The organism is Bacillus cereus group sp. MG20, assembly GCF_040459885.1.
GTDB lineage: Bacteria > Bacillota > Bacilli > Bacillales > Bacillaceae_G > Bacillus_A > Bacillus_A cereus.
The window spans coordinates 5,067,198-5,090,284 of sequence record NZ_JARVHF010000001.1 but is presented as its reverse complement, the minus strand read 5'-3'; the positions used below and the strand labels follow the sequence as shown (position 1 = coordinate 5,090,284).

Sequence of the window (23,087 nt, the reverse complement as noted above, 5' to 3'; positions counted from 1 at the left end):
TCTAAAAACTAGTTGATAATCTTTTAGAATTTAACTTTCCTATAATACTCTTTGCTATTTCTTCAATATTTTCATTTAGAAAGAAATGACTACCTTCAAAAGAATGAAAAGTACACGTTTTACTTGTATATTGCTTCCATTTTATTACTTGATCATATGTAGTAAATTCATCATTTTTCCCATTAAATATAAGAAAATCAATATCACATGGTTGTATATTATTATCATGAATGTATGTCTCGACAATCTTAAAATCTGCTCTTAAAATAGGGAGAAAAATCTCCATTAATTCTTCTGATTGAAGTACCCCAGATGGTGTACCTCCCATTGCAATAACTTCTCTTTTAAATTGTTCATTAGGAAGATTATATCGGATATTTTTTATTTTACTATTTGGATGGTTTCTACCGGACAAAACAAGAAATTCAGGTAATTCGTTATTAGAATCCTGTATTTTCCTGGCTACTTCATAGGCAATCAAACTCCCCATGCTATGCCCGAATAGAATGTACGGCGAAGCATCTATTTGCTTAACTATACTAGTGTAGGCATCATTTACGGCCTCTTCCATACCTTGGTACAAGCTTTCTTCAATTCTATATCCTCTGCCAGCTAATTCTATCGGGACTACTTCAATATATGGATTAAAGTAATTTTTCCATTTTGCGTAGTTAAACGCAGATCCCCCAGCATGTGGAAAGCAAAAAAGTTTAGTCTTCTGCATTGATTTTCTCCTTACTTTCAAATTTGTATATAGTTTGGCAAATTGTATAAATGTCTTTAATTATTATCTCTTGCGGAAATTCATCTCTTGTTGCACAAGCAGATAACTTATAATTTGAATCAATGTTATATTGTTTAAAGTAAAAGTTTTTAGGTATATGCTTGTATGAAATTGAAGTTCGTGATTCTTTTTTTATAGAGAATGAATTTAATGGGGTATAAAGCCCTTTTCCAATCGTTTTTATATAGCTTTCTTTTAATGTCCATAAATCATAAAAATAATTAATTTGTTCATCAGAATTCATATTAGATATATCATAAAATTCTTCCGCTGAAAAAAATTCTTTTGCTAATTTAAAAGCCTCTATTTCTGAAACTTTTTCTATATCAATACCCACATTAAAATTAGCAGTAGTACAAACCACCCATTCTCCTGAATGAGACACATTAAAATGAAAGTCAGAAAAGTTTTCAACAAAAGGTTTTCCATACTCATTATATATAAATCTAATTTCTTCATTATTAATTTTATACTTTTGGCAGATTAGAGATCGGATTAGTAAATCCCCTATCAGGGTCCTATTAATGTCGCATGAATTTAATAATCGCTTCATTCGCTCTTTCTTCCCATTTGAAACCAAGTTACTAAGTTTCTTAAACAAATGACTTTCAATATTCTTTGGTATTTTCACAGCGTGAATTTGTATGATAAATCACGTCCTTTTTTAAAGAATGGCTTCATATATGAACGTTACAGAAACTCAAATTAACTTTATTAAATTGCATATACAATAGAAAAGGTGCATATTTACATATCAATGAAAATATGCACCTTCCCTCAGTAATATCATCAGGCATTCGCTTCTATTACAAAGATTTCTATGTCTCTACCAATTACTTTTTACATTATCCCCTTAAAAAGTAATGCTCTTAATATATTCATTATTCCCTACACTTGATATGCAGGTATTGGTCTCCCCTTTTCGTTCATTGCTTTGCATCTTTTATACTCTCTACTTTTCCGTTAATAAAATGGACTTCTCTTTTATTCCTTCAAATTCATTTAGTAGATACATAGCTATTTTTTCAACTGCAGGTGAATCTACTATTTCCTCATGTGATCCAGGGACTGAATACCTATTTACTCTACCTTTTAATAAAGGTCCCCAATCTGTAAACAACTCTTTTCCTTCCTCAGCACTAAAGTAGAGAACTTCTCCAGAGTATGGTATCAAATCATTCTCTGCCATTAAGTTCAGGCATTTCCTATGAGCATTGATAACTTGCTTTAAATTCATAAGATCTGCATCTGGCGGGAGTACTCCTTCCATAATTAATCGCTCCACAAGCATATCTTGTTTATGGATGAGGCCTTCTTCCTGCTCAGTAAAATCTCTAGGAATGAAATGCTCATATATATATGAGAGCATTTCTTCTCTTGTTTTATAATCCTGCTCTGATGGTACTTTTGTATCCATTAGTACCAACAACTCAACTTCCTCACCTTGACTCCTTAGTACAGTTGCGACTTTATAAGCAATTGCACCGCCCAAAGACCATCCTCCAAGACGATATGGACCTTCTGGCTGAACACTTTTTATTTCTTCGATGTAAAATTGAATTACTTCCGGCAAGGTCAACTCGTCAATTTCTTTCTTTTCTATAAGAGGATTCTGTAAACCATAAAATGAACAATGGTTCTTAAGTAATCTTGCTAGTTGAATGTAACAGAATACATTCCCCATAAACGGATGAATGCAGAAGAACGGTCTTTTTTCTGATTCTTGCAGTGGAACCAGCGCTGATACTGATTTCGTCATATCATACTTATCACGAATAAGGCATGCGATTCCTTCCACTGTTGGATTCTTAACCAATGTAGACACCTTAATCTCTTTTCCAAACTTCTCCCTAATTTTTGAAACTAGTTTAATTACAAGGAGAGAGTGTCCCCCTCTATTAAAGAAATCATCATTTACATAGACATCTTCTATCTGTAACACATCCTGCCAGATTTTAATCAACTGATATTCAATTTCATCCCTTGGAATGATTGGTGTAGAGAAGTTATTTTCTCTTTGAATAGTTAAATTGTTCAATGCCTTTCGATCAACTTTTCCATTCGTTGTAAGAGGCATCTCGTCTACCTTAATAAAGTGTGCAGGAACCATATAATTCGGTACTTGTCTCTTGAGATATTCACGCCAATCATGCATACTTCCATCTCCAACTACATAAGCAACCAATCTCTGCTCTCCTAATTTATCCTCTGTTACCAAAACTACTGCTTCTTTTACCAATGGATGCCCCTCTAGATTCGCTTCAATCTCTTCAAGTTCAATACGAAAGCCCCTAATTTTCACTTGATTATCAATTCTTCTCAAGTAATCTAAATTACCATCAGGTAAATAACGAACCAAATCTCCCGTACGATATAAACGCTCTTCTTCATTAAATGGATGACGGATAAATCGCTCTGCTGTTAATTCTGGACGATTCAAGTATCCTCTCGCTATACCTGCACCACCGATATATAGCTCACCTGTTACACCAACTGGAACAGGTAGCAAATTTTTATCCAATACATAAGTTTGAACGTTCGGCAACGGACGTCCAATCGTAACTCTCTTACTATCTGTTTGAATATGATAACACGTTGCATCAACCGTACATTCTGTAGGACCGTATACGTTATAAAAATCAATTTTTTCGGTCTCTACTAGCTGTTCCCATAATGACGGCATGATTGCTTCACCACCGACTAATATCTTACTTGGTACATGAACATCAGCACTTATTTCTAGCAACCCTCCATCTATAAGTAATTGAAGTAATGAAGGTGTCATATCAAACATTTCCAATTTATTCTCCCTAATATAGGACACAAATTGTTCCGGATTAGTGCGAACTTCACTTGGGATAATATATAAACTTGAACCATAAAGCAACATTTGTAATTGCTGAATAGATACATCAAAGGCAATTGACGCATTCAAACCGACGCGCATATTACTAGGTATGTCATGTGAGAAAACTTCTTTTTGTAAACCATAGGATAGGTTTATTACAGAATGGTGCTGTACTAAAGCCCCCTTTGGATTCCCTGTCGAACCAGAAGTATAGATAACATACGCTAAGTTTTCCCCTGTTACCTCACATATTGGTGAAAGTTTGCTTTCTTGAGAAAGCATTGCTTGGTCCCTATCTAGGCAAACTGTCTTGATGTCTTTAGGTATCCATCCTAGTAATACCTCATTTGTAACTAACACTTTAATTCCCGTGTCTTGTAAAATATATTGCAGGCGGCTTTCCGGATTCGATGGATCCAATGGAACATAGGCTGCTCCAGCCTTCCAAATTCCCATGAGACCAACAATCATCTCAACTGATCGATCAAAGCAGAGGCCAACTAATGACTCTGTCCCAATTCCACATTTCTGTAAATGATGGGCTAATTGATTAGCTCTTTCATTCAGCTCTCGATACGTTAGTTGCTGTTTTTCATCTACCACTGCCACCGCGTCAGGTGTACGATTTACTTGCTCTTCGAATAGTTGATGAATTACATTCTCACGTGGATAGGATATAGCATTATTATTCCATTCTTCCAATAGCTTTCTTTGTTCAGCCTCCGTAATATATACTAGCTCCGATAGATTTTGATCAATGTTTTTGAGCATTTGCATTAACACTTTGTGTAAATGACCCAGCATTCGTTCAATGGTTACTCTATTAAACTTACTACGGTCATACATTAACTTTAACGATAACTGAATTCCTGGAACTACAGCCAATCCTAATGGATAGTGGGTTTGTTCTACCCCTTTCAATTCACCAATTTCCAGATTTTCTGAAGATTCTTCTTTCACTGGATAATTTTCAAACACATATAAACAATTGAACAGTGGTGTACCTCTAGGAACCTCACTCCACCCCTGAATCTCTGTCAAAGAAGCATACTCATATTGTCTTCTTTCTATCTCTTCCTCTTGTAACTTCTGCAACCAATCTATTACTTTTATATCATCCATCAATTGAATTCGCGTCGGTGACGTTGTAATGAAAGGACCTACGATGTTTTCAACACCAATAATCTCCGTAGAACGCCCTGAGCTTGTTACACCAAAGACAATGTCATTTTCTCCACTATATCGGCTCATGAGATATGCCCATGCACCTTGAATTACTGTACTCAAAGTAAGTTTATTTCGTTTCGCCCATCCTTGTAACTCTTGAGTCTGTTCTTCTGATAAATACGTAACCTTCTCTGTGTAACCTTTTTCTTCCTCTTTATTTTCTAAGCCCAGTAAAGTTGGTGCAGTAAAACCTTTTAGCTTCTCTCTCCAGAATTGTTCCGCCTGCTCCTTATCTTGTTCTCTGAGCCATTGGATATATTTCTTATATGGTGAGGATTTAGGTAACTTTACAGCTTCTCCATTCATTCTCTTCTGATAGACTGTAAGTAATTCATTAAAGACCAATGGTAAACTCCATCCATCCAGTAAAATATGGTGATGTGTCCAAACAACCCGATATTCTTCCTCACCTTCTTGAATGACCGTTACCCGCATCAATGGTGCTTCATCAAATTGGAAGGCTTGTTTTCGATCTAATTCCAAAAAGACTTTTCTTTTTTCTTCTATCTCTTCACTTGTCATTGTACTCCAGTCTTCTTTGTTCACTTTAAATGGGATATTTTCATACACCACTTGTACAGGTTCTTCAATTTCGTCCCATACAAATGCTGTACGAAAAATTTCATGCCGCTGAATTACAGATTTCCACGCCTGCTCAAAAGTAGGAATATCCATTTCCCCTTGAATCATAAAACTCAATTGCACTATATACGGTGCAACATGTTCATCCCCTTGATCATGCAATGTGTGGAAAATCATACCTTCTTGCAAAGGTGATAGTGGATATAAATCAGTAATCTGATTTTTCTTTCCACGATGCATTTTATTTAGTACATTTGTCAAACCTTCTTGGCTAATATTAGCCATTGCAAAATCCGAAATGGTCAGTGCAGATTCTCTATCTGAAGATTGAATCAATCTACTCAGTTGATATAGCATATTCTGTGCAATACTTTGAATCGTTGATTTGGCAAATTGTCCAACATTGTATACCCAAGTGAACTGAAGTTTTCCATCCGTTACAACCCCAATTACATCAATTACATGCGATCGCTTGGAACCGGCAGCATGATCTAAACGCTTAAATTCGTTCTCTGGAATAAACATTGCATCGCTAGAAAACATTTGGTCAAATTGTCCAAGATAGTTAAAACTAATAGACGGTGTATATTGGGAGCTTAATGGCTCACACATTGTTGTGTTCATGTAACGCAACACCCCATAATCAACACCCTTATTAGGAATTTTGCGAACTTGTTCTTTAACTGCTTTTAATGCTGCAATTGGCGTATTAGCATTAGTAATATTTAAATGAACTGGGTAAATACTTGTAAACCATCCCACGGTTCTCGATAAATCAACATCTTCAATAATCTCTTCTCGACCATGTCCCTCTAAATCTACGCTTAATATCGGCTGCCCCGTACATGCTGCTGTAGCTTGTACCAATGCTGCTAATAATACTTCATTGATTTGGACACGGTGAGTGCTTAAAGTCTCTTGCAATAACATACGGGTCTCATTCTCGTTTAACACCACAGTAATTTCCTCAGTTACTGCGCTTACTGGATTACTTATAGTACCATCTACTGGTAGTATAACTACGTCTTGTTCAACCTGCTGCTCCCAGTAATGTAGCACTTCTTTTGATATTCCAGTTTGAGCGTAATGTTGTAATTTCTCCGACCATTCTTTAAAAGATGTACTCTTCATAGGTAATTGAATTTTTTGCCCTTGGACCGCTTGCGTATATGCTGTTTGCAAATCTTCCAATAAAATTCGCCAAGAAACACCATCCACGGCTAAGTGATGAATTGTCCAAAATAATCGACCAGTCTCCTCACCTTCATCAAAATACACCATTCTCATTAAAGGACCATCATGTAAATTCAATCTTTCTTGTGCAACATTAATCTCTTTTTGAATAACTTCATGCCAATCCGCTTCCGGCACTTCGTCTAATGAAATGACAGTCAGCATCAATTGTTCTTCAATTCCTTCATTCCACTGTTCCCAAGTCCCATTAGGTAAACGTTCATATCTTAAACGCAGGGCATCATGATGAAGTAGAAGGTTACGCGCTGCCTTTTCCAATGATCCTATGTCCAATTTTTCTTTCGTTCTAAAGAACATGGATTGATTCCAATGATGTGGATTAGGATGATTTTGTGCAAAAAACCTTTGCTGAATAGGTGTAAGTATCGTCTCTCCAGTTATAATTCCTTGTTCAGCTTGTACACCTTGTTCTTCTTTGACTACTTGCGCTAACTCAGCAATTGTTTGGTGTTCAAATAGTTGTTTTGGTGTCAACTGTAAACCAGCTTGCTTTGCGCGAGAGACAATCTGAATGCTAAGAATTGAATCTCCACCAATTTCAAAAAAGTTATCATAAATACCAATACGTTTTGAACCTAGCACACGTTCCCAAATGATAGAAAGCTTATGTTCACGTTCATTTCTTGGGGCCGCGTAGCCTTCTTGTATTCCTTGATAATCTGGTATAGGTAACGATTTCCGATCAACCTTTCCATTTATGGTTAGCGGTAATTCTTTCATTTCGACAAAGTAAGAAGGTATCATATGGATTGGCAGTTTTGTTTTAAGATACTCTCGCCATTCTTCTACACTACCTTCGCCCACTACATAAGCTACTAACCTCTTATCTCCCGACTGATTTTCCCTAACTATTACAACTACCTCTTTTACCAAGTCATGCTCTTGTAAAGTCGACTCAATCTCCCCAAGTTCGATTCGAAATCCTCTAATCTTCACTTGATTATCCATTCTTCCTAAGTAGTCTATATTACCATCAGGAAGATATCTCACAAGATCGCCTGTTCTATATAACCTCTCGCCTTCTTTGAATGGATGAGAAATAAATTGTTCGGATGTTAACTCTGGACGATTCAAGTACCCCTTTGCTAGACCTGCTCCTCCGATATAAAGTTCCCCCATCACACCAACTGGAACTGGCAACCTATTACTATCTAATACATAAGTTTGGACGTTAGGCAATGGACGCCCAATTGTTACTCTCTTACTATCTTTTTCGATATGATAGCATGTTGCATCAACCGTACATTCTGTAGGACCATATATATTATAAAACTGTATTTTATCAGTCTCTACTAGCTGTTCCCATAATGACGGCATAATTGCTTCACCACCAACCAGTACCTTACTTGGAACATGAACGCCATCGCACGTTTCTAACAATCCGGCATCTATAAGTAATTGAAGCAATGAAGGTGTTATATCAAAGATTTCTAACTTGTTCTCCCTAATATAGGCTACAAACTGCTCCGGATCACTTCGTACTTCATTCGGAATAATATACAAACTTGAACCATAAAGCAGCATTTGTAATTGCTGGATAGATGCATCAAAGGCAATTGACGCATTTAAACCGACATGCATGTTAGATGGTATCTCATGTTCGAAAACCTCTTTTTGTAAACCATGCGACAAGTTTAGTACAGAATGATGCTGTATCAAGACACCCTTTGGATTACCCGTTGATCCTGAAGTATAGATAACATACGCTAAGTTTTCTCCTGTTACTTCACATTTTGGTGAAAGAATGCTTTCTTGTGAAATCATTGCTTGATCCCTATCTAGACAAACTATCTTGATTTCTTTAGGTATCCAGTCTTCCAATGACTCGTTCGTAACTAATACTTGAATTCCAGTGTCCTCCAAAATATATCGTAGACGACTTTCTGGATATGATGGGTCTAATGGAACATAGGCTGCTCCAGCCTTCCAAATCCCCATAATACTAACAATCATCTCAACTGAACGCTCAAAGCAAAGTCCAACCAATGATTCATTCCCAATTCCGCATTGCTGAAGATAGTGGGCCAATTGATTAGCTTTTTCATTCAGCTCTCGATACGTTAACTTCTGTTTTTCATCTACCACTGCTACCGCATCAGGTGTACGATTTACTTGCTCTTTAAACAGCTGATGAATCGTACTTTCCTGTGGATATGCTACAGCATCATTATTCCACTCCTCCAACTGTTTTTGCTGTAATCCTGACAATATAGGCAACTTAGCTAATGATTTATCAGGATTCTCCACGATTACATTCAACCAGTTCCCAAAATGTTCAGCCATGGATTCAATAGTTAAGCTGTCAAATAAATCAGTTCTATAAACAAAAGTAAGTAATAAACCCTCTTCCACTTCTGCAGCAGTTAAACTTAAATCAAACTTAGCGATAGGAGCATTACTTTCCATTACTTCTATATTTCTTCCATGTAGTTCTGGTAGCTTCTGTCCCGTATTTTGCAAAGTAAACATGGTTTGGAAAATCGGAGAATGGCTTGTATTTCGTTCAGGTTGGATAACCTCTACAATTTTCTCAAACGGAACATCTTGATACTCATACGCCTTCAATGCTTTTATCCTCACTTGAGACAACAACTCTTGAAATGCCGGTGCATTACTTAAATCAGCTCGATAAACCAATGTATTGACAAAGAAACCAATCAGCCCTTCAATTTCTCGATAATTTCGATTTGCAATTGGGCTGCCAACAATAATATCCGTTTGTCCCGTATAACGAGCAAGGAAACTTTGATACGATGCCAATAAGGTCATGAAAAGTGTGGCCCCTTCTTGACGACTTAGTTCGTTTAATTTATCCAGTAATGAGCGCGATAACAAAACATTATGAGTTAATCCATGGTGGGTTTGCACTGGCGGACGCGGACGATCCATTGGCAACATTAAGACTGGTAACTCACCGGATAATTCTTCCTGCCAATACGCAAGTTGTTGATATAGTACTTCATCTTTCAACCATTCTCTTTGCCACTGAGCAAAATCGGCATATTGAACTGGTAGTGGTTCCAGCTCTGCTTGTTTTTCACCAATCGCATTCTCATAAAATGCCATCCATTCTTGAAGCAAGATTTCCATCGACCATCCATCTGAGATAATATGATGCATATTACATAGAAGAACCCATTCTTCTTCTGAAATTCTTATGAGTTTCCCACGGAACAATGGCCCTTTTTCTAAATCAAATGGAGATTCGACTTCAGTTTGAATCCATTGCTCCAACTTTCTTTCTCGCTCCTCTAATGAAAGCTTAGTTAAGTCCATTTGCAGAAGCGGACGGAAAACGGACGGTTGAATCCGCTGCATAGGATGGCCATCCTCTTCATAAAATACAGTCCGCAAAGATTCATGACGCTCTATCAACTGATTCCATCCCAACTCCAATGCCTCAGGTAACCAATTCCCTGTAAGACGGCATGCCATTGGCATATTATAAAGTGCACTATTAGGTGCAAATTGATCAATAAACCATAAGCGCTGTTGGGCATAAGACAGTGGAATATTTCCCCCTCGTTCCATCGGCATCAATGGTGGAATTTCTCGTTTTTCGCTCCCCTTACGTAACTGATCTATTCGTTTCGATAATGCCTCGACCGTTGAATATTCGAACAGTTCACGTACTGGCAATTTGATTTGAAAGACTTCCTGTAAGCGTGAGACCACTTGTGTAGCAAGTAGAGAGTGACCACCAAGCTCAAAGAAAGAATCCTGAACATCAATGTCTCTTATTCCTAGCACTTGACTCCATACTGAAGCAATAAGTTCTTCCAGCGGAGTTCTTGGGTATACAGTATTTTCAGCGGATTGTTCACTAAGTATAGGCAATGCCTTCAAATCAAGCTTTCCATTCGGTGTAAGTGGTAAAAATTCCATCTCAATAAAGTTTGTTGGAACCATGTAATTAGGTAAATGTGTTTGTAGATGTTCTCGCCATTCATGGACACTTCCTTCACCAACTACATAAGCTACTAATCTCTTATCACCTTGATTATCCTCTCGCGCCAATACAACAGCTTCTTTCACAGAAGAATGCGCCTGCAAAACAGCTTCTATTTCTCCCAATTCAATCCGGAAACCACGAATTTTCACTTGGTCATCTATACGTCCATGGAACTGGAGATTACCATCAGAAAGATAACTTGCTTTGTCTCCTGTATAATAGAGACGTTCTCCTGACTTGAAAGGATGTGGAATAAATTTTTCCTTTGTAAGATCCGGACGATTAGCATATCCACGTGCAAGGCTCTTCCCTCCAATATAGAGATCTCCAATTACACCAATTGGTACTAGCTGAAGATGAGAATCTAACACATAAACTTCTGTATTCGCAATCGGTCGACCAATCGATGGCGTACCTGTTGTCACTCCTACAGGTACGTAACAATCTGTGGTAACAACGGTATTTTCCGATGGACCATACTGATTAATTACCGCAAAAGGAATATCGTTAGATGGATACTGCGTTAATTGATCCCCACCAGTAATGATAAAACGAAGCTCCGTTTTATCTGGCCAAGATAATTTCAATAGTCTTTCCAGAATAGGCGTAGGTGCAAAACTAACTGTTATTTGTGAATCGATGAGCCAGTCCCTTAGCGCTTCTGGATTAATTCTCAGTTCCTCTGTTGACAAGTAGAGTGCTGCGCCAGCAGTTAGATACGGCCAAATCTCCTGGACAGCCGAATCAAAAGCAACCCCTGCAATCTGAGTCGCACGATCCTCTGCTGAAATATGATAAACTTCTTGATGCCAAGAAACCATATTCATTAATGAGCGATTTTCAACCATGACCCCCTTCGGTTTTCCTGTAGAACCAGAGGTATAAACAATATAGGCTAAGTTCTCTGGATTTATTTGACGTGTAGGTGCGATTACGCTTTCCACTGTTAGTTCTTCTAACCTCACCATTTCGATGTGTGCGAAATGTCCTTCTTGTCCTTCCGCCGTCACTACAAATTGAATTCCTGCATCTTCAATCATGTATTCTAACCTTGATTTTGGATATAACGGATCTAAAACAACATAAGCTCCACCAGCTTTTAAAATGCCTAGTAAACTTGCCATTAGCTCAGCTGACCTCGGAAGATAAACTCCTACCACTGACTCTGGGGCTACTCCCTTTCGCCGTAAAACATTTGCCAACTGATTTGCTTGTGTATCCAGTTCACCATAAGTCCACTGTTTTGTTTGATCAACTACCGCAATCGCATCCGGACGCCTTGCTACTTGCTCCTCAAATCTGTCGCAAATAAGACCCTGATGAGACATTTCCATTACAGTGTCATTCCATGTTTCTAATAACAAAGTACGTTCGGGTTCTGATAGCATGCTCAGGTCATGCAACGGATTTTGTGGGCGATGAGAAACTTCATGTAGCCATTTCTCAAAGTGTCCTGCCATCCGTTCAATAGTAGTAGCATTGAATAAATCCTTATTGTACTCAAAAGTAAAAAGTAATCCCTCTTCCGTCTCAGTTGCCATTACACTTAAATCAAACTTTGCAATTGGACTATGGCTTTCTATCATTTCAATACTTCTACTAGATAACATCGGAAACTCTTGTTTCATATTTTGCAAGATGAACATAGTCTGGAAGATTGGCGAATGACTTGTACTTCGTTCCGGTTGCACAACTTCTACAATTTTTTCAAATGGAATATCTTGATATTCATACGCCTTCAATGCCTTTTGACGAACCTGATATAGTACATCTTGAAATGTCGGTCTACCACTTAAATTAGCTCGATAAACCAGCGTGTTAACGAAGAAACCAATTAGTCCTTCAATTTCTCTATAATTCCGATTCGCAATTGGGCTTCCGACCAGGATATCTTCTTGTCCCGTATAACGAGATAGAAAACTTTGATATGCAGCTAAAAGCGTCATGAAGAGTGTAGCCCCTTCTTTTCGACTAAGTTCATTCAATTTATCATGTAGCGTGCCTGGCAGAACCAGAGTGTATGTCGACCCGTGATGAGTTTGTATTGCGGGGCGCGGGCGATCCATAGGAAGTTGGAGTACAGGAAGCTCCCCAGACAATTCTTCCCTCCAATATTGGAGTTGTTGATCAAGCACCTCCTCCTTTAGCCATCCTTTTTGCCACTGAGCAAAGTCAGCATATTGAACCGGTAATGGTTCAAGTTCCGCTACCTTTCCATCCGTTGCTTTCTCATAAAATGCCATCCATTCTTCAAGTAGGATTCCCATTGACCATCCATCTGAAATGATATGATGTAGAGTACAAAGGAGTATCCATTCTTCCTCTCCCACATGCAAAATACTTGTCCTGATTAATGGACCTTCTGTTAAATCAAATGGCACTTCTGTTTCTTGTTGAATTAAACGTTTAACTTCTTCTTCTTGATCTTCAGAAGAAAGCATAGTTAAATCCGTTTTCGGAATTGATTGAAAAGCATACGGTTCAATTTGCTGTACGGGTTGACCGTTCACTTCGTGAAAGACCGTCCGCAGTGATTCATGACGTTCTATTAGTTGATTCCATCCCGTTTCCAATGCTTCAAGTAGCCAATTCCCTGTAAGGCGGCATACCATTGGCATATTGTAAAGGGCACTATTAGGTGTAAATTGATCAATGAACCATAAGCGTTGTTGGGCATAAGATAGTGGGATAGCTTCTCCTCGTTTCATTGGTATTAGCGGCGGAATCTCTCGTTTTTTATCTCCTTTACGTAACTGATCTAGTCGCTTTGCCAGTGACTCCACCGTTGTATATTCAAATAGTTCACGTACTGGTAATTCGATTTGAAAAATTCCCTGTAAACGTGAAACTACTTGAGTAGCTAGTAGTGAATGACCACCGATTTCAAAAAAGGAATCCTGAACATTAATATTTTTTATTCCTAACACTTGGCTCCAAACGGAAACGATAAGCTCCTCCACTGGTGTTCGTGATGAAGTAATATCTTCACTTATGAACTGTTCTTCTAATTCCAGTAAGGCTTTCCGATTCACCTTACCATTTGGAGTGAGTGGCATACCTTCAATTTTGAAAAAGTATGCCGGAACCATATAATGTGGCAGTTGCTTCTTGAGATATTCACGCCACTCCCCAGTATCGCCTTCACCCACTACATAAGCTATTAACTGCTTATCTCCTGGTCGATCTTCCTTCACCAACACGACTGCCTCTTTTACAGATGAGTGATCATGTAAAGCTGCTTCAATTTCTCCCAATTCAATTCGGAATCCTCTAATTTTAACTTGGTTATCTATTCTTCCAATATATTCTAAGTTACGATCATTCATATATCTCACCAAGTCACCCGTTCGATATAATCGTTCCCCGTCCTTAAAGGGATGCGGAATAAAACGTTCAGTAGTTAAATCCGGTCGATTGAAGTAGCCACGTGCTAATCCTACTCCTCCAAGGTAAAGTTCCCCTGCCACACCAATCGGGACCACTTGTTGATATTGATCTAACACATACAACTCTGTATTATTAATCGGACGACCAATCGGAATAAGCATTGGTTCTTTTTCTAAATCACAATCGTAATAAGTCACATCCACAGTTGCTTCAGTAGGACCATACAAGTTAATTAACTTTGTTTGCTGAGCATTGTAAAAGATCCCCTTAAACCGGCGAACCTGCTCAGTGTTTAACGCTTCTCCACTAGTAAAAACTTGAATTAAAGACGAGACATCCCTTTTCGAATTATATAGTTCCATATAATCTAAGAAAGTAGATAACATCGACGGAACAAAGTGCATGGTGGATACACGGTATCGTTCAATATACTCCTCAATCACCGCAGGATCTTTCTCTCCTCCTGGTGGAAGTAAACAAACACGTGCTCCTACAAATGACCACCAAAATAATTCCCAGACAGAAACATCGAACGAAAACGGTGTCTTTTGTAGGATTGTATCCTCCTCGGACAATGGATATTTTTTCTGCATCCACTGTAGGCGATTGATAACGGAATGATGTTCAATCATTACCCCCTTTGGATTTCCTGTCGAACCCGAAGTGTATATGATATAGGCTAAGTTATTTGCTGTTACTCCACTTACCGGAGCTAAATTACTCTCTTTAGAAATCATCACTTGATCCCGGTCTAAACAAATTGCTTGAATATCTTTAGGTAACCAGTCCTGTAGTGTTTCTTTTGTTAACAGCACTTGAATTTGTGAATTCTCCAAAATATATCTTAGGCGGTTTTCGGGATAACTTGGGTCCAGTGGGACATAAGCCCCACCTGCCTTCAAAATCCCAAAGAGACCAATAATCATATCAGGAGAACGTTCAATACATATACCAACCAATGATTCAGGTCCGATACCTCGTTTTTGTAGAAAATGTGCCAATTGATTCGATTTTTCATTCAGTTCTTGATACGTTAGCTTTCCACCCTCATAAACTACCGCCACTGCATCAGGTGTCCGTGCAACTTGCTGCTCAAATAGCTCATGAATCACACAATCATGACTATAAACTACGTCCGTATCATTCCATTCTTCTAGGAGTTGTTTTTGCTCAGTATCCGATAACATTGACAGCTTTGTATATGATTCATCTGGATGATACGTGATTTCATTTAGCCAGTTCTCAAAATGTACTGCCATACGCGCAATGGTACTACTATCAAATAAATCCGTGTTGTATTCAAATGAGACGAATAGACCTTCTTCCACTTCATAGGCAGTTAAGCTCAAATCAAATTTAGCAATAGACATATTACTTTCTACCATTTCAATACTTCTATCAGGCAAATCTAGTCGTTCTTGTTTTATATTCTGTAGCGTAAACATGGTCTGAAATATAGGGGAATGACTCATGCTTCGTTCAGGTTGCACAGCTTCTACCACTTTTTCAAATGGGATATCTTGATATTCGTATGCTTTTAACGCCTTTTTCTTTGTTTGGTTCAAAATCTCCCGAAAAGTAGGGGTGCCACTCAAATCTGATCGATAAACCAACGTATTAACAAAGAAACCAATTAATCCTTCTACTCCCTTATGGTTCCGATTTGCAATCGGGCTACCAACTAGAATATCTTTTTGTCCCGTATAACGAGCAAGAAAGCTCTGGTATGCGGCCATTAAAGTCATAAATAAAGTAGATCCTTCTTGTCGACTTATATCCTTCAATTGACTGAGCAATTTATAAGGAAAAATCACATGATGCGTAGCCCCAGAGTAAGTCTGCTTAACCGGCCGAGGTCGATCCACTGGCAGTTGTAAGATAGGAAGCTCCCCAGACAATTCTTCCTGCCAATACGTAAGCTGACGATTTAGCACATCACCTTGCAACCACTCCTTTTGCCACTTCGCAAAGTCTGCATATTGAATGGATAATGAACTTAATTTAGCAGGATTTCCACCCATTTCTTCTTCATAGAAAGCAAGTAATTCATTCATGAATATATCAATGGACCAAGCATCAGAAATAATATGATGCATCGTACACAGTAATAACCATTCATCCTTCTCTAATTGAACAAGCTGATTACGAATTAAAGGACCATTCATTAAATCAAATGGTTCTTGCGCTTCTCTCGCAATTAAACTATCTACCTCTTTTTCTTTTACTTTTAGAGGAAGTCGAGAGTAATCCCTTACAGGTAATGCTCTAGGAAGAAATTCGAGAATTTGTTGTACAGGCTGTTCTCCTACTTCTTTAAAAACAGTTCGTAATGATTCATGACGTTCAATGAGTCGATTGAATCCCTTCTCTAATGCTTCAGGTATCCAATTTCCTTTTAGATGCCATACTGTTGGAATATTATATAAAGAACTGTTTGGGTTAAATCTGTCCATAAACCACAAACGTTGTTGCGCATAAGACAACGGGAGTGCTTCTTTATTCTCCTTTTTTTGCATTTGCTTCTGAAGCCATGCTCTCTTCTCAGGAGAAAGTGAACTCAGCTTTGCAAGTAAATCACTTCTCATTTTTTTACCCCTTCCTCAATCAAATTACTCTCGAATATCCCATGTGCTTCTTCCTCTGATAGCTCTTCTAATTGCTTAAGCAGTTCTAGTAATTCTTCATCATTACTGACTGCTGCTTCTTTTTGAATATAGTCTTGAAGACTTACATTCTCCTTAATATCATTCTGCATTTCTTGATTTTTGTTATAGAGCAATTGATCAATCTGTTCTGCCAATTGCTGCACCGTATGAAACATAAATAAATCATGCAATGGTATCTCGATTTCAAAAGCCTCTTTAAGATTGGAAACAGCTTGCGTAGCGAGTAGTGAATGGCCACCAATTTCAAAAAACGAATCTTGAATTCCGATGTTTTCCATACCTAAAACTTCATGCCATATCGAAACGATTGTTTTTTCCGTAGACGTACGAGGAGCAATATAACCACTTGCTATCTCCTGTCTCTCTGGCGCTGGTAAGGCCTTCCTATCAATTTTCCCATTAGGAGTGAGTGGAAATGCATTTAATCCAACAAAATAGGCTGGAATCATATAATTTGGTAGTTGATCCTTGAGATAATCACGCCACTTTTGAGCATCCCCGTCTCCTACAACATAGGCGATCAAACGCGGATCGCCAGGATAATCTTCCCGCACCATCACAATAACTTCGTTAACTAGTGTATGCCTTTGTAATGTCGCTTCAATTTCTCCTAGTTCAATCCGGAACCCACGAATTTTCACTTGATGATCAATTCGTCCAACATACTCCAAATTTCCATCTGGTAAATACCTTACTAGATCTCCAGTCCGGTATACTCGCTCTCCTTCTTTAAACGGATGCGGTATAAAACGATCTTGCGTTAAGTCAGGGCGGTTTAAATATCCACGCGCTAACCCTGATCCACCAATGTATAGCTCACCAACTACACCAATTGGAACCATTTTTTGTTCGGCACTCAGTACATATACTTCTGTATTGAATATTGGTTTACCAATTTGTGGTACCCTATGCATGTCACACTTTTCTAATTCCATATACGTGGAATACGTAGTATCTTCGGACGGTCCATATAGGTTGTACACCTTTTCGATCGTACTTCTCTCGTATAAATCTTGAACAAGCGAATATGGCAATGGTTCTCCAGCCAAATTCATCACCTTTACCGAAGAAGGGATTGTTTTTGCTCGAACCAGTTCCTTCGCTGCCGATGGTACAGTATTAACCAAAGTCACACCTTTGGTAGACAACTTCTCTAGATGTAGAGCATTTTCAGTGACAATCACCTTACCACCCATCGTTAAGGGAACAAACACTTCAAAAACAGATAAATCAAAAGATAGCGAAGTTGAAGCTAACACTCCCGCTAATTCCTTTCGAGAATACGTGTGATGCGCCCAATGAATCATTGTTACTGTATTCCTGTGCTCAATCATTACTCCCTTTGGATTTCCAGTGGAACCTGAAGTATAGATAATATAGGCTAAGTTATCGCCCGTCACTTCACTCGTACATACTGTAGTTACTTCTTGTTCTATTTCTGCTCGATTACGATCAATACAAATCACGTTGACGAATTTAGGTATAACCATTTTTTGTTGTAACTTTTCCTGTGTCACCAGTACCTTTATTTGAGCATCTTCTAAAATGTACTGCAGTCGACTTTCCGGATACGCTGGATCAATTGGGACATATGCTCCTCCCGCCTTCATAATTCCTAAGAGACCGACAATCATCTCAGATGAACGTGTAACGCAAATCCCAACTAATGATTCGCATGTTACACCATTTTTTTGTAAATAATGTGCCAACTGATTCGAGCGTTCGTCCAACTCTCGATATGTTAGTTCTTCATCTTCGCACACTACTGCAATTGCTTCTGGTGTTTTTTTCACCTGTTCTTCAAACATTGTATGAATCGTACTTTCTTCCATATCTATAAAACGCGATTTATTCCATCCCTCTAGTAGTTGCTTATATTCTACTTTCGATAACATATTCAGTTCTGATAATACACATTTTGGATGAGAGACAATTTGATTTAACCAATGTTTAAAATGACTTGCCATACGTTCAATGGTTGTATCATTAAACAAATCAGTATTATATTCAAAGGTTAGTGATAATCCTTCTTCCGTCTCAGAAGCAAATAAACTCAAATCAAATTTGGCAACAGAAGCATGGCTTTCCATGAGTTCCATTTGTCTTTTAGATAGCTGAAGAAATTCTTGTTTCTTATTCTGTAAAGTAAACATAGTTTGGAATATTGGTGAATGACTTGTATTCCGTTCAGGTTTTACGAATTCTACCACTTTCTCAAATGGGATGTCCTGATACTCGTATGCTTTTAGCGCTTTTTTTCTTACCTGCGACAATAGTTCTTGGAACGTCGGATTCCCACTGAAATCAGCTCGATAAACCAACGTGTTTGCAAAGAATCCTATTAATCCCTCAATCTCTTTCACATTTCGATTAGCGATTGGGCTTCCAACTATAATGTCGTCCTGTCCTGTATAACGAGAAAGGAAGCTTTGATACGCTGCCATCAATGTCATAAATAAAGTGCATCCTTCTTGCAAACTTAAATCTTTGAGCTTTTCCTGTAGGGAATTCGCCACTATTAAGGACTGACTTGCACCACGATGGGTTTGAACTGCAGGTCGAGGACGATCCATCGGTAATTGTAAAACCGGTAGTTCCCCAGATAATTCTTCCTTCCAATATTGAAGGTGCTGATTCAAATTCTCCTCTTTTTGCCATTCCTTCTGCCACATGACAAAATCTGCATATTGGATAGATAACTCCTTCAATTCCACTGGTTTTCCGGTTAGTGCTCCTTCATAAAAAGCCATCCATTCTTCAAGTAAGATTCCCATTGACCATCCATCTGAAATAATATGATGCATCGTACAAATGAGAACCCATTCTTCCCTGTCCACTTTCAATATTCGTGTTCGAATCAGAGGATCTTGTCCAAAATGAAATGGTTCCTCCGCCTCGTTTTGAATAAGGCGTTTCATTTCTCTTTCCCTATCTTCCAAAGAAAGATCTGTTAGATTCGTTTGAGGAATATGTCTGAACACATGAGATTGAACCTGTTGAAAAGGTTCACCCTCTTGTTCTAGAATTGTCGTCCTTAATGATTCATGACGCTCCAACAATTGATTCCATCCGACCTCCAATGCTTCAATTGACCATTTACCTGTTAAGCGACACGCTGCATGAATATTGTACATAGCACTATTTGGCATTAATTGATCAATAAACCATAGACGTTTCTGCGCATAGGAAAGTGGGATAACTTCTTCTCGTTTCATAGGTACAAGAGGGGCAACCTCTCGTTTTTTATCTTCTTTTCGTAACTGATCTACTCGTTTCGCCAATGCTTCCACTGTATCGTGCTTGAAAAGTTCACGTAATGGAATTTTAATTTGGAACAGTTCTTGCAATCTAGAGACGATTTGAGTAGCAAGTAGTGAGTGCCCACCACGTTCAAAGAAGGAATCTTGAATACCAATATTTTCTGTTCCTAACACTTGACTCCAAACCGAGGCAATAAGCTCTTCCGATGGCGTCCGAGGTAGCGCATTTAAATCTTCAATAGCTTGCTCATCAGGTGCTGGCAAGGCCTTTCGGTCAATTTTCCCATTCGGAGTAAGCGGGAAGTGTTCTAACTCTATAAAGTGCGCTGGAATCATATGATTCGGTAATTGGTTTTGTAAATACTCTCTCCACTCTTGGGTATTTCCATCGCTTATTACATATGCAACCAATCGTTGATCATCTGGACGATCTTCTCTAACTAATACGACAGCCTCTTTAATAAACGAACATTTTTCTAAAGTGGCTTCAATTTCACCTAATTCAATCCTAAAACCACGCATTTTGACTTGATGATCCATTCTACCTATAAATTCTATATTTCCATCAGTTAGATATCTTACTGAATCTCCTGTTCGATATAGTCGTTCCCCCAATCGAAATGGGTGCGAAACGAATTTTTCAGCAGTAAGATTCGGACGATTTAAGTATCCACGTGCTAAACCAGCACCACCAATATATAACTCACCCTCAATTCCTATTGATTGCAAGCGTTGATTTTGGTCTAATACATATAATTGCGTGTTCTGTATTGGCTGCCCAATAGAAACAAATTCTTGATTAGGCTGAATATCAAATGCATTGACATAAATAGTGGCTTCAGTTGGCCCATAAAAGTTGGTTAATTTCACTTGTCCACTATAATCCCATTTCTGTTGAAAACGTCTAACTAACCCTGAACTTAGTTCTTCTCCACCAGAAAATACATGGCGTACGGACGAACAATTCATGTTCAATTCAATATGATTGAAGTAATCTAAGAAAACAGATAACATCGAAGGTACAAATTGAACTATAGTAACCTGATGTTGTTTAATCACTTCAGCTATAATAGAAGGATCTTTTTCTCCACCTGGAGGTAGGAAAGATACACTTGCACCAACATGAATGCCCCAAAACAATTCCCAAACAGAGACATCAAATGAGAATGGCGTTTTCTGCAAGACCACATCTTTTTCAGAAAGCGGATATTTATGTTGCATCCATTCTAGATAATTAATTACTGAATGATGCTCAATCATTACTCCCTTTGGATTCCCTGTAGATCCTGAAGTATACATAACATACGCTAAATTTTCTCCTGTTACACCACTTATACATGGGGTTGTTTCTTCTTTTTCAATTGCAGTGTAATCTTTATTCATACAAATCGTTTCTATATTTTCAGATACAAACAAATTTTTAGAATTCTCTTCCGTCACTAGTACTTCGATTCCAGCATCCTCTAATATATATCGAAGTCGACTCTCTGGATAAGTAGGGTCAAGTGGAACATACGCTGCTCCTGATTTTAGAATACCTAATAACGCTATCATCATTTGTAATGAACGTTCCATATATACCCCAACTAGAGACTCTGGGCCTACACCATGCTTTTGTAAATAATGAGCTAACTGATTTGCACGCTTCTCCAACTCTTTATAGGTAATTTGTTCATTTTCGTAACTAGCCGCGATTGCTTCCGGTGTTTTTTTTACTTGCTCCTCAAACATCGTATGAATCATGTCTTCAGCCGAATAATTAACTTGAGTATGATTCCATTCCTCTAGTAACTGTATTTGTTCTTCTTCTGTTAAATGAGTAATTTCAAATAGTTTTGAATCTAGGCTCTTCGTCATCTGAATTAATATTTGCAATAAGTGATTCTGAATCAGATTTATTGTTTCTTCATTAAAATAGCTTCGATCATACATCAACTTTAAAGTAATTTTCTTACCAGGCATTACAATGAGTGTTAAAGGATAATTTGTTTGTTCCGTGCTTTTAACATCTAGTAATCTTAAATCATCATTTCTCTCACCTTGAATTGGATAATTTTCAAACACATACAAGGTATGAAATAAGGAGCAATTTCGCGGAACCTCACTCCAGCCTTGAATATCTATCAACGAATTATACTCATACTGTCTTCGTTCCATTTCTTTCATTTGTATTTTACGAAGCCAATCTACTACTGATGCATTATCCGTTAATCGAATTCTGGTAGGTAATGTGTTAATAAATAGCCCCACCATATTCTCTGCTCCTATTAAATCAGTAGGACGTCCAGCGCTAGTTACGCCAAATACGACGTCACTGTCACCGCTATACCTACTCAGCAAATAAGCCCATGCACCTTGTACTAACGTATTCAACGTTAATCGACTATTTCGTACCCACTTTTGTAAACTCTCAGTAAGTTCCTCAGATACTTGATAAGCAAACTCTCCATAACCCTTCTCTTGTCCTTGATCCTTTCTTTCCATTGCTAATGGAGTGGGTGCATAGAACCCTTTTAATTCTTCTTTCCAAAATTCCTCTGCTTGACTTTGATCTTGTTTATTTATCCATTGAATATATTTTTTATAAGGAAGAGATTTAGGAAGATTCAACAATTCTCCCTTTATCATCTTGAGATAAACTTCCATCACTTCACTAAAGACCAATGACACACTCCATCCATCTAGCAAAATATGATGATGTGTCCAGATAATTCTCGTTTCCTCTTTTGCTTCTTTAATCGCAGTGACTCTCATCAATGGTGCTTCATCCAATAAAAATCCTTTCCTACGATCTGCAGTCAAAAACTGTTGTAATTTCTTCTCCTTCTCCTCATGCGAATAGGTACTCCAATCCTCTTGATGAATAGTAAAAGGAAGACGTTCGTAAACTGCTTGTAGAGGTTTTTCTACTTCTTCCCAAACAAATACTGAGCGCAGAACCTCATGTCGTTGAATAACATATTCCCAAGCTTTTTCAAAAGTAGCAACATCCAATTGCCCCCCGAGCAAGAAACCTACTTGTACAATATAGGAAAAAGAATGTTCATCATCTTGATCGTATAAAGTATGAAACAGTATTCCTTTTTGCAAAGGTGATAAACCATATATATCAATAACGTCTCCCATT

4 protein-coding genes are annotated in these 23,087 nt (G+C 38.1%); all 4 read right to left on the bottom strand.

Translation table 11 applies throughout. From position 1 onward, the window contains the following. Window position 1 precedes the first annotated feature (1 nt). The 4 genes from QCI81_RS26065 to QCI81_RS26050 all read right to left on the bottom strand — a co-directional run bounded on the left by QCI81_RS26065 (window position 2) and on the right by QCI81_RS26050 (window position 23,086). Window positions 2–724 carry a thioesterase II family protein gene (locus QCI81_RS26065; RefSeq protein ID WP_023521954.1) on the bottom strand — a complete coding sequence of 241 codons (723 nt, stop codon included), beginning with the start codon at window positions 722–724 and terminating at the stop codon, window positions 2–4. Beyond that, window positions 711–1,415 (bottom strand): 4'-phosphopantetheinyl transferase family protein, encoded by a 705-nt coding sequence (locus QCI81_RS26060; RefSeq protein ID WP_071729972.1) that lies wholly within the window; start codon window positions 1,413–1,415, stop codon window positions 711–713. The genes QCI81_RS26065 and QCI81_RS26060 overlap by 14 nt, the downstream gene beginning before the upstream one ends. Window positions 1,416–1,736: 321 nt before the next feature. Then, a complete protein-coding gene (locus tag QCI81_RS26055; RefSeq protein WP_071729971.1) occupies window positions 1,737–16,619 on the bottom strand; it encodes a non-ribosomal peptide synthetase in 14,883 nt (4,960 codons plus the stop codon). Further along, a complete protein-coding gene (locus QCI81_RS26050) occupies window positions 16,616–23,086 on the bottom strand; it encodes a non-ribosomal peptide synthetase (protein ID WP_071729969.1) in 6,471 nt (2,156 codons plus the stop codon). The genes QCI81_RS26055 and QCI81_RS26050 overlap by 4 nt, the downstream gene beginning before the upstream one ends. Window position 23,087: the final 1 nt, after the last annotated feature.

Bases quoted from the DNA above. Each gene is read 5' to 3' on its own strand.
- QCI81_RS26055 (WP_071729971.1), bottom strand. From the start codon at position 16,619: ATGAGAAGTGATTTACTTGCAAAGCTGAGTTCACTTTCTCCTGAGAAG.
- QCI81_RS26050 (WP_071729969.1), bottom strand. From the start codon at position 23,086: ATGGGAGACGTTATTGATATATATGGTTTATCACCTTTGCAAAAAGGA.
- QCI81_RS26065 (WP_023521954.1), bottom strand. From the start codon at position 724: ATGCAGAAGACTAAACTTTTTTGCTTTCCACATGCTGGGGGATCTGCG.